The organism is Pseudoalteromonas sp. SR43-3 (assembly GCF_014163875.1).
In the GTDB taxonomy this organism is placed as follows: domain Bacteria; phylum Pseudomonadota; class Gammaproteobacteria; order Enterobacterales; family Alteromonadaceae; genus Pseudoalteromonas; species Pseudoalteromonas distincta.
Map to the genome: position 1 here is coordinate 22,538 of NZ_JACJEC010000005.1, position 17,386 is coordinate 39,923.

The 17,386-nt window shown below is 38.5% G+C and carries 15 protein-coding genes and 1 other RNA gene; 8 read left to right on the forward strand and 8 right to left on the reverse strand.

The window, feature by feature from the left end; genetic code table 11:
• Position 1: 1 nt before the first annotated feature.
• Entirely contained in the window at positions 2–496 is a 495-nt protein-coding gene (locus H5088_RS08120; protein ID WP_182752648.1) for a dual specificity protein phosphatase family protein, read from the forward strand.
• Between the two features lie 102 nt (positions 497–598).
• On the opposite strand, the gene H5088_RS08125 is transcribed toward H5088_RS08120, so the two are convergent.
• Together H5088_RS08125 and H5088_RS08130 are read right to left on the reverse strand one after the other, a co-directional pair.
• Positions 599–1,342, reverse strand: a complete 744-nt coding sequence (locus H5088_RS08125; protein ID WP_076924434.1) for a competence protein CoiA — start codon at positions 1,340–1,342, stop codon at positions 599–601.
• A gap of 62 nt (positions 1,343–1,404) precedes the next feature.
• Complete coding sequence (locus H5088_RS08130) at positions 1,405–1,860, reverse strand: hypothetical protein (protein WP_182696031.1); 456 nt, start codon at positions 1,858–1,860, stop codon at positions 1,405–1,407.
• Between the two features lie 370 nt (positions 1,861–2,230).
• Here H5088_RS08130 and H5088_RS08135 point away from each other — a divergent pair, with 370 nt between their 5' ends.
• From H5088_RS08135 to H5088_RS08155, 5 genes are all read left to right on the forward strand, one after another.
• On the forward strand, positions 2,231–3,655 hold the full coding sequence (locus H5088_RS08135; RefSeq protein ID WP_182752649.1) for a sugar porter family MFS transporter: 1,425 nt from the start codon (positions 2,231–2,233) through the stop codon (positions 3,653–3,655).
• Between the two features lie 379 nt (positions 3,656–4,034).
• Positions 4,035–5,294: an OmpP1/FadL family transporter gene (locus tag H5088_RS08140; protein WP_182752650.1), complete on the forward strand. Its 1,260-nt coding sequence runs from the start codon at positions 4,035–4,037 to the stop codon at positions 5,292–5,294.
• 2 nt (positions 5,295–5,296) lie between these two features.
• Positions 5,297–5,710 (forward strand): YeeE/YedE family protein, encoded by a 414-nt coding sequence (locus tag H5088_RS08145; protein WP_182752651.1) that lies wholly within the window; start codon positions 5,297–5,299, stop codon positions 5,708–5,710.
• A gap of 3 nt (positions 5,711–5,713) precedes the next feature.
• A complete protein-coding gene (locus H5088_RS08150) occupies positions 5,714–6,115 on the forward strand; it encodes a DUF6691 family protein (RefSeq protein ID WP_182752652.1) in 402 nt (133 codons plus the stop codon).
• 97 nt (positions 6,116–6,212) lie between these two features.
• The gene (locus H5088_RS08155) at positions 6,213–7,307 is read left to right on the forward strand and encodes a mechanosensitive ion channel family protein (RefSeq protein ID WP_182752653.1); all 1,095 of its coding nucleotides are present in this window, start codon (positions 6,213–6,215) and stop codon (positions 7,305–7,307) included.
• A gap of 34 nt (positions 7,308–7,341) precedes the next feature.
• On the opposite strand, the gene H5088_RS08160 is transcribed toward H5088_RS08155, so the two are convergent.
• Positions 7,342–9,477 carry a TonB-dependent siderophore receptor gene (locus H5088_RS08160; RefSeq protein ID WP_182752654.1) on the reverse strand — a complete coding sequence of 712 codons (2,136 nt, stop codon included), beginning with the start codon at positions 9,475–9,477 and terminating at the stop codon, positions 7,342–7,344.
• Positions 9,478–9,700: 223 nt separating this feature from the next.
• Between H5088_RS08160 and zigA the strand changes: the two genes are divergently transcribed.
• Positions 9,701–10,900 carry a zinc metallochaperone GTPase ZigA gene (gene zigA, locus H5088_RS08165; RefSeq protein WP_182682318.1) on the forward strand — a complete coding sequence of 400 codons (1,200 nt, stop codon included), beginning with the start codon at positions 9,701–9,703 and terminating at the stop codon, positions 10,898–10,900.
• A complete protein-coding gene (locus tag H5088_RS08170) occupies positions 10,900–11,589 on the forward strand; it encodes a DUF1826 domain-containing protein (RefSeq protein WP_182752655.1) in 690 nt (229 codons plus the stop codon). The genes zigA and H5088_RS08170 overlap by 1 nt, the downstream gene beginning before the upstream one ends.
• Before the next feature lie 26 nt (positions 11,590–11,615).
• Here H5088_RS08170 and H5088_RS08175 read toward each other — a convergent pair whose 3' ends face one another.
• The 5 genes from H5088_RS08175 to H5088_RS08195 form a co-directional block, all read right to left on the reverse strand.
• A complete protein-coding gene (locus H5088_RS08175; protein ID WP_182752656.1) occupies positions 11,616–14,375 on the reverse strand; it encodes a response regulator in 2,760 nt (919 codons plus the stop codon).
• 677 nt (positions 14,376–15,052) lie between these two features.
• Positions 15,053–15,149: signal recognition particle sRNA small type (gene ffs / locus H5088_RS08180), an RNA gene on the reverse strand.
• A gap of 348 nt (positions 15,150–15,497) precedes the next feature.
• Positions 15,498–15,869 (reverse strand): hypothetical protein, encoded by a 372-nt coding sequence (locus tag H5088_RS08185; RefSeq protein WP_138685900.1) that lies wholly within the window; start codon positions 15,867–15,869, stop codon positions 15,498–15,500.
• Between the two features lie 56 nt (positions 15,870–15,925).
• Positions 15,926–16,312, reverse strand: coding sequence for a hypothetical protein (locus H5088_RS08190; RefSeq protein ID WP_138685901.1), 387 nt, complete (start codon positions 16,310–16,312; stop codon positions 15,926–15,928).
• Positions 16,305–17,183: a hypothetical protein gene (locus tag H5088_RS08195; protein ID WP_138685902.1), complete on the reverse strand. Its 879-nt coding sequence runs from the start codon at positions 17,181–17,183 to the stop codon at positions 16,305–16,307. The genes H5088_RS08190 and H5088_RS08195 overlap by 8 nt, the downstream gene beginning before the upstream one ends.
• Positions 17,184–17,386: the final 203 nt, after the last annotated feature.

A 17,386-nucleotide genomic window follows, 5' to 3' on the forward strand; every position in this document is an offset into this window, starting at 1 on the left:
CATGAGCGCGCACCCATACGATATTTTATCACTCAACAACGGCGCAAATATTATTTTTACGCCTTGCCCTGGCACAAAAACACAAAACTTAGCGGATTCAATCGCCACATTAAAAGCCGCTGGCACTCACATGCTGCTTTCGCTTATGCCGCAAAAAGAAATTGAAAAAAACAACGTACAAACAATTAATAGTGAGTGCAATAAGCACGATATAACCTGGTTTCATTTACCTATAAATGACGACGAAGCACCAAAACAGCCTTTTACATCAAGCTGGAACACCCACAAAACCGACATATTACAGGCCATACAGCACAAACAAACCATTGCCATACATTGTAAAGGCGGCACTGGCCGCACAGGGTTGGTCGCTGCGCTTATTTTAAATTCGGCAGGTTACACAAAAGAAGAAGTATACAGCCTAGTACAAGGCATTCGCCCTAAAGCACTCACTATAGAATTGCAAAAAGAGTACTTTGAGAATTTTGAGGTGTAAGACAGAAATTGGGGAGGATTTAGCACTATAAATAGTGCCAATAATTCTATTTATAGCCTGTAATGAATTAGCACTGATAAGATTGATCACTTGTTATGCAACTCATTTAAACTTTGCCAAGAAATCATTTTTAATACATGCCTTAATACAGAAACTACTATAATTGTTAAAACGCATTAATTGCCAGATGACACCTTGTCCAAAGTCCAAATAAACTGGTTTTGTTGCTTTAAACCAAACATATCTAGGCCTTTTCCACTCAAAGAGGAAGTGTCCTACATGCGTGGATTTAATTATTCCATCTATTTTATCTGAGCTATGTATTTCTACTAACTCATTCGGACCTCGATACTCAGAAATAAAAGAATAAACGAAATGAGTTTTATGATTACTTGAATGAATAGATATATCTTCCATTGATTCATGCAGAGGATCAGGAAGCATCGCACTTAATTTTATGTTTTTCGCTAGATTACGACCATTTATTACCCAAATCATATCTCCGTAGAAATCCTCTCTTGATTTCAACTCAGCTTCAGACATTGGGGAGTTTTGAAATTCAATTACAATATTCTGCTCATTAACAACATCTGCAATATGCTTTTCACCACTTTTATCAAAGTATACTATTTCTTGATTATGATCTTCCCAATGATTTTTCCAATCTCGATGCCATTGGGATTCATTATCCCACCAAGGATCACAACTACATTTTACCTTGTGCGCCCAATGCCATCTAATTTTTGAACCACACTTTGCTACGGTTGGGCTACCACAATATATACAAACTCCTTTCATCTTAGGCAGAGGAGCTTGCTTAAATCCGTCAACTAATGAAAATTTCATAAGTACATAACACTCGGTTGTATAATGCCTCAATCAGCCGCTGCTGGATTGGCTTGTTATATTTATTTAACCAATTCAGGAGCGGGTAAAGTTTTTGTAATACTTTTATTTAGCGAATGATTGTCAAATGCTATAGAAACCATTGAAAGTTTCGCTACCAATTTTTCCCCCTTAAATAGAGCTAAATCCGTTCCTAATTCTGCACCATCAAGATCGGAGAGTGGAAAAGTTTTGTCAATTTTTTTCCAGCCAGATAATCCTTTAAGTAGGATTACTTCACTGTCTATTTTGATTTCGTATTGCCGAAAGCTGAGTACCATCCACCAAGCAAAAATAGATGTTGTAACCAAAGCGAGAATTAACGCCAAAAGTTGTTCATTTGGCGATAACGAAGTATTGCTCTCGCTAAGGAATAAAATAGCGCCAGCATATATTGCAAAGAATCCGATACAGTTAAATGATAGTAAAAAAATTGATTTAAAAATGATTTGAAAAACTGAGCTACGAATTACAGACATGGTATCTCTATAAATATGACAATTTAATCGACGACATTTGTCGTTTTGCAAACCGACAATGTTCCTATATTCAATGCATTTACCTTAACCACCAAATAATCACTTGTAAACAATTACCTAACTTCAGAACAGGGTACGCAATTGCAAAAACACACCCAAATGGGTGAGAACAGTAATATTGGTCCAACAAATACTCCCCATACAAAACATATTATTTTTTTGAAAATCAATCGGTGTTATTCAAAAAAGGCGGTTACTTAATTTTAAAGCCTTTAAAAATGGCTCAATTTACACCCGCACAAGCGTATTCAGCCATAGCGCTTTACGATATCATGCTCTTTTAAATTTAAATTAACTTTCAGGGCATATAATGACAACGCACACACCGCCTTCCCACTCAGCCAACACAGTTGAACACACCTCTCTTTTTTACGTAATATTTATATCGGCTGTGGCTGCTATTGGTGGCTTTTTATTTGGTTTTGACTCGGGCGTTATTAACGGCACAGTGTCGGCACTCGGTAATGCATTTAATTCTAGCAGTGTAGCTACGGGCTTTAATGTAGCGTCTGTGTTATTAGGGTGCGCCCTAGGTGCGCTTGCTGCGGGGCCGCTGGCTGATAAGTTTGGTCGCCGTGCAATTATGATCATCACCGCGATTATTTTTGCCATTAGTGCATTTGGTTCGGGCATTAGCGAAAGCTCTGCGGAGTTTATTTTTTACCGTTTATTTGGTGGTTTAGGTATTGGTGCTGCGTCAGTATTAGCGCCAGCTTATATTGCAGAGGTGGCACCACCAGCACTACGTGGTCGTTTAGCTACATTGCAACAACTCGCTATTGTATTGGGTTTATTTGCTGCTTTTTTAAGTAACTACTTAATTGCTGATGCAGCAGGCAGCGCGCAAAATATTTTAATGCTTGATATAGCCGCTTGGCGCTGGATGTTTTGGGCTGAGCTTGTGCCTGCTGTGTTGTTTTTAGTCGGTGTTTTGTTTATTCCTGAGTCGCCTCGTTATTTAGTGGCGCAAGGTAAAGTGGATGATGCAAAATCGGTATTTAGTAAAATATCGAACGACAACGTTGATGCGCAAATAAGCGATGTTAAACGCTCATTGCATAGCGATACAAAGCCAAGTATTCGCGACTTATTTATTGATGGCAGTAAAAAAGTACACCCAATTGTTTGGGTGGGTGTTGCGCTTAGTGTATTTCAGCAATTTGTGGGTATTAACGTGGTGTTTTATTACGGCTCTGAGCTTTGGCAAGCCGCTGGGTTTGACGAGTCGCAATCGCTATTTATAAATGTACTCGCAGGTACTACTAATATTGTATCAACCTTTATTGCCATTGCCCTAGTTGACAAAATTGGCCGTAAACCACTGCTCTTAGTAGGCAGTATTGGTATGTTTATTAGCTTAAGCGCGCTTACTTATATATTTGGTAGTGCAGGCCTTGATGAAGCAGGCAAACTTGCCCTTAGCGATAACATGGGTACGTTTGCACTGATTATGGCTAACTTATTTGTGGTATTTTTTGGCTTAAGTTGGGGCCCTGTTGTATGGGTATTATTAGGCGAAATGTTTAATAATCGTATTCGTGGTGCAGCGCTTGCTGTTGCAGCTAGCGCACAATGGATTGCTAACTTTGCCATTACCATGACCTTCCCTATTATGCTGGCTAACATTGGCCTTGCCGGTGCTTATGGCTTTTATGCGTTATCGGCACTTATAAGCATATTTTTTGTTGTTAAATACATAAAAGAAACACGCGGTAAAACGCTCGAATCTATGTAATTTTTAAAAGCGGTGATATTAATCACCGCTTTGCTTTTACATACAATGGCGTTATTTAAGAGTGATTGTTTGGATGAGCTAAACGTTAATTAATAAATATATTTTAAGCTGCTGTTAATACGTAAACGCTCCTTTTACCAGCAAGCTTTTACTACCAAAGTTTATAGCTACCGATTGCATACTTAAATATCACTATAGCTCAATACGTTAGCGAACCTTTTAACTTAAGTTAAGGCTGAATAGCAATCTACGCTCATTTATTTTAACTTTATAACCATTGCCGTATTACCTTTTATTATAACTAATCTATTTAAATTCCTTTTTAGAATATCAAAAATTAGCTATTGTCCGCCCATTCCAACTTTATGTATTTACTAAAATGAAAAAACAGTTAATTTCAGGCTTAGCTTTAACGTGTGCGTTAGGTTCGTTCAGTGCATTTGCTACTAATGGTTATTTTACTCACGGCTATGGCATGACCCACAAAGGCATGGCTGGCGCAGGTGTAGCGCTGTCAGAAGAGTTAATGTCTGGCGCTAATAATCCAGCAACCTTTTTACCTAACGGAACAGAGCTATCTCTGGGCTTAGAGCTTTTTTCACCTGAACGAAAATATACTGCATCAAAAGTAGATACTTTTTACCCTGGCGCATTTTATCTTGAAGCAAAAACACAAAAAAGCGACAACACTGTATTTGCAATTCCAGAGTTTGCTATTGGCCATCAATTAAATGAAAAAGTAAATATTGGCTTATTAGTGTATGGTAACGGCGGTATGAATACCGAGTACGGCGCAGAATCCTCTCCTGAGGGGACTTTTTACGCTGGTACAACGGGCGTTGATTTAAAACAACTCTTTATTAGCCCAACAGTAAGCTATGAGTTGAATGAACAAACACGCCTTGGTGTATCCCCTATTTACGTGGTGCAACAGTTTGAAGCGCAAGGGCTTGGAAACTTTGCTCCTTTTTCGCAATCACCAGAAGCGCTTACAAATAATGGCACCGATACAAGCACAGGCTTAGGCATTCAACTAGGTATTAGCCAAGATATAAATTCGTCATTAAGCTGGGGGGCAAGTTACCGCTCATCAGTGTCTATGCAAGAGTTTGATAGCTATAAAGGTTTGTTTGCAGAGCAAGGCGGATTTGATCTGCCAAGTTCGTTTCAACTTGGTGCAGCTTATAAGCTTACCCCAAGTAATCAGGTTGTATTTGATTGGCAAAAAATAAATTACAGCGAAATAAAAAGTATTGCAAATCCAATCAATAACTTGATGTCAGCGCCTTTAGGGGCTGATGCAGGAGCTGGGTTTGGCTGGAACGATATGACTATTTATAAGCTTGGCTATCAGTGGCAGCGTACATCGCAACAAAAAATTCGTTTTGGGGTATCTTATACCGAGCAACCTATTCCTTCATCAAACGTTTTGCTTAATATTTTAGCCCCGGGCGTTCAAGAGTGGCATTTTACTACTGGCTTTAGCCATTCTTTTACCAACAAGGTACAATTAAACGCTATGGCTTTTTATTCGCCAGCAAAAAAAGTAACGGGTGCTAACTACTTAGCGCCTAATCAACAATTATCAATCGAAATGAAACAAACCGGTTTAGGCGTTTCTATTGTTTGGGAAATTTAAAAATGATAACAGAATTCACCCCAGTATCGGCTGCAGTAGGCGGGGCATTAATAGGTATAGCGTGTACGTTATTACTGGTTTTATACGGAAAAATTGCGGGCATATCAGGCATTGTTAAGTCTGTATTCGCTAAAGCAAATTCAGACTCTCGTTGGCAGTTATACTTTATTTTAGGGTTGTTGTTGGCAGGAGTGGCTGTAAGGGTATTTGCGCCTTCTTTATTAGAAGGCGAATTGCAATTACCGCCTTGGCTTATTGTTGTTGCAGGGCTTTTAGTTGGCGCTGGTACAACGTTAGCTAATGGGTGCACAAGTGGCCATGGTGTGTGCGGCATGTCGCGCTTTTCTACTCGCTCTTGGGTTGCAACATGCACATTTATGCTTGTCGCCTTCATTACAGCAAACCTTGTAGGATAAATAATGAAAGCAATTATGATGGTTGTTATAGGCTTTATATTTGGCTTAGGACTTATTATTAGCGGGATGACAAACCCTGCTAAAGTGATTAACTTTCTTACCTATGGAAACCAATGGGACGCAAGCTTAATTATAGTGATGGCTGTTGCCATGCTAATAATGATGCTTATATGGTTATGGGTTGCAAAAAAAGAAAAGCCACTTCTTTCAGGAACGTTTAATTTAAGTGATTTAAAAAAAATTGATGCACGCTTAATTATCGGCTCGGTACTTTTTGGTTTAGGCTGGGGTTTAAGTGGTATATGCCCAGGCCCGGGTTTGGTTCAATTGGTGTCTCTTAAAATGGAGTTTTTATTATTTTTTGCAGCCGTGCTAGGCGGTATGTGGTTAGCCAAAAAAGTATAATATTTGCTGCCGACTAAACTCGGCAGCTACTTTTACCCAAACAAAGGTACATAACTTGCTGCAATATATATAAAACTATATTGAACAGGTTTAAGTTATGCTAAATAAAGCGCTGGAATTTTCTAACAACACACCTTGGTTAGGCGCAGCGTCCTCCCTTTTACTTATAGCTATACTACTGTTTTTAATTCGTTTTTTTGTAATGTACTGGCTAAAAAAATGGACTTCAAAAACCAAATTTATATTCGATACTTTACTAATAGAGTCAATATCTAAGCCGCTAACACTGTGCACAATTATTGTGCTACTCACCATTTTAGAGCACGACACTTTCATTATTAGTACTTCTATTTCTCAACAGATCCCTTTTAATAGCATTAATATTGTATTAGCGCTGCTTGCACTTATTATGTTTTTAGACCGCTTTGTTATTGGCACTATTAATTACTATGGTAAACAATCTGCCGTGGTTTTTAATTCAAAAAGCATAATTAAAGGCGTGATACGCGTTACATTATCGTCAGTGGGATTACTGGTATTAATGGGCACGTTAGGTATTTCTATTACGCCCATTATTGCCTCGTTAGGTATTACATCACTGGCTGTTGCCCTTGCTTTGCAACCTACCCTCGAAAATTTTTTTTCTGGCGTGCAGCTAGTAATAGATAAACCTATAAGGGTGGGTGATTTTATTGAGCTTGAATCTAAGGAGCAAGGCTTTGTTGATCATATAGGCTGGCGATCTACATGGGTTAAAATGCTACCTAACAATATGATTATTATACCTAATAGCCAATTATCTAAGTCGCGTATTATTAATTACTTTTACCCTGAAAAAGAGCTAAGCGTACCTGTTGATATAAGCGTGCATTACGATTCAGATTTAGAATTTGTTGAGCAAGTAACACTCGAGGTGGCTCGTGAAATACTTATTTCACACGAATGGGGCGTTGATGATTACAATACCTTTGTGGTTTTTCATACCTTTGATAGATCAAGCATTAACTTTACGGTAATGCTTAGAGCTAAAGAATACTTTAATCGCTTTTGGGTTAAATCTGCTTTTATAAAGGCCCTGCATAAACGCTATAAAAAAGAAGGTATTGTAATCCCCTTCCCTATTACGGCTATTAACACGACTCAAGAAGCTGCTAAATTTAATAGTGATAAAAAGGTGCAAGGCGACACTTAAAAAAAAGCGCGAGTAACTCTCGCGCTAATAAGTATTAAAACTTGTAGGTTATTTGCCCAATAATTTCACGAGGGCTGCCAGGAAAGTGGCCGTTTCGTTCACTAAATCCACTAACCGCGTATTCTTTATCAAGCAGGTTATTAATATTTACACTCAGCAATACGTCGTCAAAGCGGCTCGTCCAGCTCATATCAAATACAGTAAATGGTTTTACTTTTTGACCACTGGTACTCAGTTGCTCACTTACGTAATTTGCACCAAATGCAATTGATGAGTCAATTGAATCAATAGCGTAGCGAGTCCATAAACCTGCCTGGTGGCGTGGTGCATTAGCAAAGCGCGAACCATCTCCAAATGTATTTGAAAGCGTATCACCCGTTACGCCGTCTACCACTTGCGTATCGTTGTAAGCGTAGTTAGCCGTTACGGTCCAGTGCGCTGATAAATCACCGACTAAAGTTGTTTCAAATCCTCGGCTTTCTACTTCACCTATATTTAAAAGTGCAGCAATGCCATCCCCCGCTCCCGTATCGTCAGGGTTGCTCATTACCACGTTTTCTTTATTAATTTGGTAAATTGCAAAGGTGCTCATTATTTTGCCATCGAGCCATTGGTTTTTCATACCTAGCTCGGTTTGCTTACCGGTTTCTGGTTCTAAATTACCTTCGCCTTCTACATCTTCTTGGTCGGCTGATGATGTAGGGTTAAAGCTCTCTGAGTAGTTAATATATACCGATGTGTTTTCTACTGGCTGATAAGTAACAGCAACGCGCGGCGTTATATCGTTATCTGAGTAACTAAAACCAGTTTCTTGATTAAACTCTTTAAAATGGTCATAGCGCAAACCTGCAATTATTGTCCACTGCTCGCCTATGCTAATTACGTCTTGCGCGTATACACCAAATCGGTCGGTATCTACGCCATCGCGGTTCATGTCGGTAAGGTTATAAGTACTTGGATCGGTTTCACCGTAGTTTAAATTAAAAATATTTAAATTAGCGACGCCATCGGCCTCATATCGAGCACGAAAGTAGTCATATTCGGTATCAACGGTGTGGTAATCACCACCAAATAAAAACTGATGGGTTAATTGTCCTTGTCCAAAGTTATAAACAAAGTCGGTGGTTACACTTGCCTCTTTATTGGCACGAAATTGCTTACGGTATTCACGCTTAATCGTTTCATCGTCAATATTGGCAACGCCATCACCATTTACATCTACCCAGCTTTGCGACTCATGGTAGGCTTGGTCTCGCTCGTTATCCATGTAACGAAACGTAGTACTTAACGAAAAATCATCATTAAAATAATGGCTAAGTTCTGCTTGAAGCACCAAAGCTTCCATATTTTGATAATCAAACGACTCATTGGCGTTATAACTTGGGTCAACTAAAAAGTTACCGTTGTCATCTACCGGTACGCCACGTAAGCGGTTTCCGCCTAGGTCTTGTTTAATGTAGTCAACACTTGTGGTTAGGGTTGTTGAATCACTTAAATCAAATAACAATCCACCTGTCAGTTCGGTGTTTTTTGAGTCTGCATTGTTACGAAAGCTGTCTTGCTCTTCATAGTAACCACCCAATCTATAAGCCATTGTATCGCTTAAACCGCCGGTCATATCAATTGATGCACCACGGGTGTTGTAGTTACCCAAAGTAAGCTTTAGTTCGCGTTTTTGTGTGTAGCTTGGCTTTTTGGTTACGTAATTAATCATCCCACCAGGTTCGCCACCGCCATACAAAGCAGAGGCAGGCCCTTTTAATACTTCAACACGTTCAACATTAAATAACTGCGGTACACCAAAGCCCGAATATGGGTCGCCACGCACACCATCATAAAATACATTGGCGTCATCTCTAAAACCACGAAAAGTTACACCTGAGTAGCTGTATTCACTCACACCCGCAATTGAGCGGTATAAATCGGTAATGTCGCGCGCGGCTTGGTCAATAATAAGTTGCTCGGTTAATACCTGCGCAGATTGCGGTAATTTAATAAGATCTAAATTAGTTTTGGTACCAATTTTACTTTCGGTTTCTAGGTAAAATTGCTGGGCACGGCCAGTTACTTCTATTTTTTCAATATCGTTATTTTGCTCGGCAAATGCCACATTAGAAAAAGCAGAAAAAGACGCAGCAATACTGAGCGCCAAATATTTTTGGTTAAACATATTGATCCAGAGAAGAGGTTTATAAAACACTGCGAATGATAACGACTATCATTAACATGTGCAATGTAAATAATTTCATATTCATCCTTATTTTTCGAATGAAGAGTTTTTGAGTAACACACTAAATTTGCAGCTCAGCATTAAAAAAATTGATTAGCATTACTGGAATACTGAATTGATATAATATAACATACCTTTAATTGTAATTTAGTAAGATTATTAAATGATAAATAAACTGCCCGTCACAGTGTTATCAGGTTTTTTGGGGGCTGGTAAAACCACTGTACTTAGCCATATTCTTAATAACAGGCAAGGTAAAAAAGTGGCTGTTATAGTTAACGATATGAGCGATATAAATATCGATGCAGCCACTATTAAAAACGATGTATCGCTCAATCACAGTAACGAAAAGCTCGTTGAAATGAGCAACGGTTGTATTTGCTGCACCCTACGAGAAGACTTACTTGTTGAAGTGGGCAAACTTGCCAAAGATGGGCGTTTTGATTACCTCGTTATTGAATCAACCGGTATTTCTGAGCCATTACCTGTAGCCGAAACCTTCACATTTGCCGATGAAAATGGCGTATCACTGGGTGATATTGCCACCCTTGATACTATGGTAACGGTGGTTGATGCCGTTAACTTTTTAAACGACTACGAACAAGCAAATGATTTACAAGATACTGGCGAATCGTTAGGAGAAGACGACGAGCGAAGCGTAGCCGACCTACTTGTTGACCAAGTTGAATTTGCCGATGTAATCTTAATTAGTAAAACTGATTTAATTACAAACGATGAATTAAATAAACTCACTGCCATTTTAAATACGCTTAATACTCAAGCTAACATTATTCCTATTTCAAACGGCCATATTAATATTAACGAAGTGCTAAACACGGGTTTATTTAATTTTGAACGTGCCCAACAAGCACCGGGGTGGCTTAAGGAAATGCGTGGTGAACATATTCCCGAGACTGAAGAGTATGGAATTAGCAGCTTTAATTACACTGCGCGCCGCCCATTTGACCCAGAAAAGTTTTATAACTTTCTTCATAGCACCGAACAATTTGGCAAACTTATTCGCTCAAAAGGTTATTTTTGGTTAGCAACACGCCCTTTATTTTGCGCGCAGTGGAGCCAAGCAGGCGGTATAGCTCATTACGGATTTGCTGGTATGTTTTTTAAAGCCATCCCCCAAAAAGACTGGCCTACAGAGCCTGAACTGCTTGCTGACATAAATAATAAATGGGTAGAACCCTTTGGTGACATGCGCCAAGAGCTTGTGTTTATTGGTCAATCATTAAATAAACAAGCGATGATTAAAGCGCTTGATGACTGCCTACTACCAGAAGATGCGGTACTTAAGGGTAAGGACTTTTGGAGAACCTATAACGACCCGTTTCCTATTTGGGAGGAAGAGTAATGAATGCCCTAGCCCCAATAACTGCGCAAATAAAGCCTGCGGAACCGCTGTACCGAAAAGCAGCTAAAGAGTGTGACGCCGATGTATTGCCACAAATTTATAACCAAGACACTAACATTGTTATTTGGCAAAGAGACCTTGAGCAAACATTAACAAATGCAGTTAATACTCTCATTAGCGCAAATGCTTTAAAGCCACTAGAGCTTGCGGTATCGCCCGATGATGCGTTTGATCAATTAATAAAAACGCTTAAGCCAGAAGATAATAACCGCGATGAAGTTAAAGCGCTGTGTGAAGATATCGCACTGTTGGTTGAAATGTTTTGCTGCCTGTTTGATTTAAAACGCGCCGGTTTAAGGCTAAAAATATTAGATAAACCCATGTGCCCGCGTTTTCATGTAGACAAAATTCCGTGCCGGCTAGTTACTACCTATCAAGGTGTTGCTACGCAGTGGTTAAATCACAGCGATGTAAACCGCTCAAAGCTAGGTACTGGTAATTTAGGTAAACCCGATGAAGAGTCTGGCTTATTTAAAAGCCTAAATAATATTAATCAACTCAAGCAAGGTGATGTTGCCCTGCTTAAAGGCGAGTACTGGGATGAAAACGAAGGTGCAGGGCTTGTACATCGCTCACCAGCGGTGGCTGCAAACAAGCAACGCTTATTACTTACGCTCGATTTTATCTAAAATTTGTTGTGGTGATAAACGCTAAGCTAGTGCGCGTTTATCACCCTAGCGATTACTTCGTACAAACCTTGTGTATTTACAGGTTTAGATACAAAATCGTCCATGCCCACACTTAAACAGCGCTGTTTATCGTCTTCGTAGGCATTAGCGGTAATTGCAATAATAGGCACATGTGCCTTAGTGTTTGCTTCGTTAGCACGTATTGTTTGTGTACATTCGTAACCATCCATATTTGGCATTTGGCAATCCATTAAAATTAAGTCAAAGGTGTTACCCTTAAGCACTTTTAACGCTTCAATTCCATCGTTAGCCATTGTAAGTTGTACATGAGTTGGCTCTAACATTTTTGCAATTACTTGGAGGTTTATGGGGTTATCTTCCACTAAGAGTAATTTTTTGCTACCAAGATCAGGTACTGATTGCGACTGTACTGCGGCTGTGAGCTTTATAAACTCAGCTTTAGGCGCATTAATGTAAAACTTAAGCATGCTGCCTTTACCGGGTTCACTATTTAAAGATATTTCACCCTGCATTTTTTTAATTAACCCTTGGCTAATGGCCAAACCAAGCCCGGTACCACCGTATTTACGTGCAACACCTACATCAGCTTGTGTAAACTCGCTAAACAATAACGATTGCTGATCTTTTGCTATGCCTATACCGCTATCAGACACACTTACAAATAACTGCTGGCCACTGTAATCAAACGATAAACGTACAAACCCGCGCTCAGTAAACTTATACGCGTTAGATAATAAATTAATAATAACTTGGTTTAAGCGTAAATCATCTACGTTAATACAATCTGGCAAGGTGTTGCTGCACTGAACTATAAACTGCACGTCGTCAGAGCTTACAATGGGTGAAAACAACGATTTAATATTTTCGATAAACGGCGCTAAATTTGTAGGTCGCGGGCTAATTTGCATTGCATTAGCCTCAATTTTAGAAAAATCTAAAATATCGTTTAAGATTTTCAATAAATTTTGAGCACTTTTTTGTTGCGTATCTAAAAGATCTCTTTGCTCGTCGGTTAACGAACTATCACGCAGCAATACCTCACCCATGCCCAAAATACCGTTCATTGGGGTGCGTAGTTCATGACTCATATTTGCTAAAAACTGCGATTTAGCCACATTAGCTAAATTAGCACGCTCTACTGCTTGCTTAAGCTTATTGGTTTGCTCAGCAACTTGTTTTTCTAGCTGCTGGTTAAACTCACTGAGTTGTTTGTTTAGGTCTTGGTTTTTTATATTTGACGCTTGCAGGTTTTCTATTGAATGCTGTAGCGCAGTGGCGAGCATTTCAAACTGCTGCTGAAGTTGCAGTACTTCTTGCCAACTTGAATCTGTATTAAAAGTCTGTTTTTTTGATTTATTAAAGCTTTGCATTAAATTAGTTAAACCACTAATTGGCTGCACTAATAAATTTGCAAGTTGGCGTACAAACAGCACCACCATAATAATTAGCATAGCGCCTAGCAAAATACTTGGCAGCCAGGCTTTGGCTACAGCCATACTCAAATGTTTACGATTATAAAAAGTGATTACTTGCCATTTGCTCTGCGGATTAACATATCTAGAACTATGGTAAACCTCATTATTATTAGAGCGAAATAAATTTTTATCGCCCATATTAGGCGTATTAAAACCATCTTCGTTAAAGTCGGTTAATATTTTAAACTGCTCAAGCGAGCTAAAAACCACTTTTTGTTTATCATCCAGTACAACTAATTCGCCAGTATTTTCAAATAAATTAGGAATAAACTGTTCTAATCGTCCAAGCTTTAACGACCCCTCTACTACGCCGTAAAACTCACCATCACGATAAATAGGTGCAGACAGCGCAACAATGGCTTCATTGCCAAGCCCTCGCCCTTGAAACACACCACTGCTATAACCAAGAGGATATTGCTTAGCCTGATTAAAGTACTCGCGATCAGTAACATTACGCTGCGCCTTAGTTAACCCAGCAATAAGGTTATTAGGCGACGTTATTTCAACAAAGCCGCTAGGGTTCGCATACAAGCTTGTAGTAAACCCAGGAAATAGATTCATTAGCCTTTTTAACTGCTGCTCACTATCTGTGCCCGCACTTATGGCATCGCTACTCATTACAATGGCATTTTTATGAAACGTTAAATAATCACTTAATTGAGTACTTATATATTTGGCTTTTTCTTCAAGCTGTGCGTCTACCTCATACTCTAACCGAGAGTGGTGATCGTTCACTAAAATTACACTGGTAAGCAGTATAACTAATATAATAATAACACTTACAACATAGCTAAGAATGCGAGCAAGAGGCCTGCCCTGATAGGCACGGCTGGCATGGGGTACAAATACACTAAATAAATCAACTAAAGCTAAGCTAATTAACGCATTTATGAGGTACTTTGATATTGCAACAATTAGCGTTAACCACGGCAGACCAATAAGAAACTGCCCTATTCCCCAAATTATAGGTAAACCAACTAACAGCCAAAAAACAGTACCAAGAGGGAGTATGGGTTTAGAGCGGCGTAAACAAAAAGTGTAAAGCCAAAAAAGCTCGAGTAAATAAACAATACTCGGCCAGCAATGCCCCCACCTATAAAGTAAAAAGCCAGATACGATCGCAAGGCTTAAGCACGCATAACGCAGCCCAATAAACACTAAGCTACATAATACAAATACTTGCCCAAATAAAAACTCAGAACTGTCGAAAAAATATAACGGCGAGAGGTTAACTAAACCCCCTAGCAACCCTAATAAAACAGCGAGTGTCCACTTACTTCTTTGAGGCATTACTTCAACCCTAGAGTACTTTGTTAACACGCAGTGTTAAATTAATATAATTGCTACATTATTGCGTACAAGTTAAAAGTTGTCTAGCGAGAAAAGGAGCTGGAAACTATTAGGTATTATGGATTAATTTAGTGAAAAAATATAAATATTAAGGAGTTAGCGATATACACCCAATGTTGCTTGAAGTATAAGTTGGCATAGAGTTGAATCATAAAATGGCATAAAGTGACTGGTTTTCTTAAATTAAAAGCTCCTGATACCAAAGCCAGTTTTTTAATGCTAAAAAATTCCGATTAATTTAGTAGAAATAGATATTTCTCATTAAGACTTAAACACCCTTAAGTTTCAATTTTTGATGGTGAAGAAAATGATTGGATAAATTTTATGGGATATCTATGTCGATGACATGACGTACCGATTCGCAACAAACGATTATATTAGCACATCAAGAATAGTGGAAATATCACCTCAGAACCAGCTAATCAAAACAGTCAGTGGTAGCCTTTATCAAGTTATTGGAAAAGGCAAAAAGCCGAAGTGAAAATGTGAGTGAGCCATTTAACAATTTGGTTAATACTAAATTATGTCATCTTATGCTTCTGGTTTATGCCATCTTTTAGTACAAATATGTCAACTTATACTTCAAACAACACCCAAATGAGGAATTTGGGTGGCAGTCTTACCAGCCACATCTCGGCACACACGTCACAAACTGTGGCTGCTCCCTTCCGGGCCTGACCAGGTTCGCCTGCTAGTGTTGCGAGAGGACCAATAAGACTACCATTGAGGGCCTTGGTTGGCGCGGGAAGGATTATCTCTACTTTAGATATCCCTCTAATCTCTCATTATAATCGTTTAAGTAAATCTTCAATTTAAGTGTACATTGTACCACCAATGTGTACCACCGATAAAGCATTGCTTACGATAAATGTACTCGGAAAAATTAAGTTTATAATCGTAAGTTTATTGGCACAAAGAACCTCAGAAAAAGCTCTACTCAAAAGCCCTCAGCAGCCCGCTAAGAAGCATTGAAATAGAACCTCCACCAGTGTCAGGGGATGAGAGAAAAGATTAGTAGGACTGCCAAGAGGAAGTGTATGGCTATATTACATATGACACGTTCTAACTATTTCTTTCTTTCCTTTTTCTACTTTTATAAGTACTGTAATTTAACCCGACTTGATCGCAGGCGGCTACTTTACCCGTTCCCCGTAAAATTAAACTTTCCACTTCTAAAAGCTGGCTATCAATTAACTCACTTGAGCTAGGGCCTCCTTTAATTAAAAGGCTTTTTACTCTTGCTTCAGCAGCCTTATCTATATGTTCCTGACTTTGTTTATAACCCTTAGGCACACCTTGGTATGCTGTAGAGGCGGTTTCAGTCTCATCAGCCCACTCTAACTCTTTAGCTATCTGAGCGTCTTCAGCAAACTGCTCGCCCTCTTCGCTATTTTTCCAGACGACATGAGCGCCCCTATCATAATTATTAGTCATGTAACCTCATTTAGTAAATCTACGTTAATTTGTTAGTAACGAACTCTAAAGAGTTTCTAATCTTTTTTTAAATCATCCATCAAAGTGGATAAAGGAATATAAAAAATAATTCCGATGAAAAATACAGCTATTTGAATCCAATAGTAAAATGTATCAATTGCCGTGTTAAGTTGAAAGCATATATACATAACAATCGAGATAATAGAAAAGGCAAATATATATACTTGATAAGTACTGAACCGTGATATTTTTTTATTTTTATCAGGTACTTCTAATGTTTTTGCTAAAAGCTGCCCATACATTATTGAAGTTGCTAAAGAAAAATCAGACAATCTTATATACGATGAAAGATCATCATTGAGCAACTTTATAATAAACAACACCAAAAGAGGTAGTACTATAAATATAGCCTCTTTCTTCGCACCATCATAGCTTCTAATCATTTTCAAAATCCAGAGTAAACTGCTCAACTTCATTTTGAGGAATAACACGTATTACTTCTATGATTTCGCTTTCATATCTGTCCTTTGCCTTTTTCATCGCATTTGTTTTTCGCTTGGTTCTAACTTTTACGTATAATGCATCTCCGGGCCACATCTCTTCCTCATGATTTAACCACTTTAATAACCATTTAGAATCGAGCATTTTTGCACTAAGCTTTTTGTTCTTTCTTCTATTACACTCAAACTCCCACTTCAAATCCTCTACATACGACGGTCGCCTGACAATAAAGATTTCATTAGATGGAAAGTTTTCGACTTTATCTTCAAATATTTGATCTGCATCACGAGGGCATGAAAATGACTCACTAATAAAATCAAAATCTAATCCTCTGCCATATTGAACTAGGTCTTTTTCAGAAAGGCTTTGTCTTGCTTTGTGGATTTTATGAAGAGCATTAGCAACATCATATAGATGAGGGTCATTCAAACAGGTATAATTGGTATATTCAGGATCGTTTGCAGCTACAGATTTACAAACACTATTTGCAAAAGCTCTTACATCTGCTTCAGAATCAATTTTTTGAGCAGCAGCGATTTCAGAGCGAACCCCTGAGTAAATGCCATTAAAAATACTCTCAAGACCCACCCCTCTGACTTTATCCTTTATCCTATGAAAAACGTCTGCTATGCATGAACCTTCTCTGGTAGCCCCTAGGCATGATGAAAATTCAATATCATCTCCATATCCTTTCACAAAAGATTTTTGTAATTCATTAAAGCCTTCAACATATAGGGCCATTGCATGAAATACCCGTTCTGGTTTTTCTTGTTTCTTGTCAAAATCAATACGAATAGAGTAACTTACAGACATTGGAATTCTCCTTCATTCACGCCATCAGATTAACTTCAAAATGAAATGCTTACAAGATCATGAACAAAAGATTAACCAATCAATTTTAACAGCTAAAGTTATTCCAGTTTTATTATTGCAAATGAAGCCATAAAGCTTTCTTAAAATTTTTCAAAAAAAAAAACTACCAAGTACTTCTTCAGAATCCTAAAAATTAAGTTTGG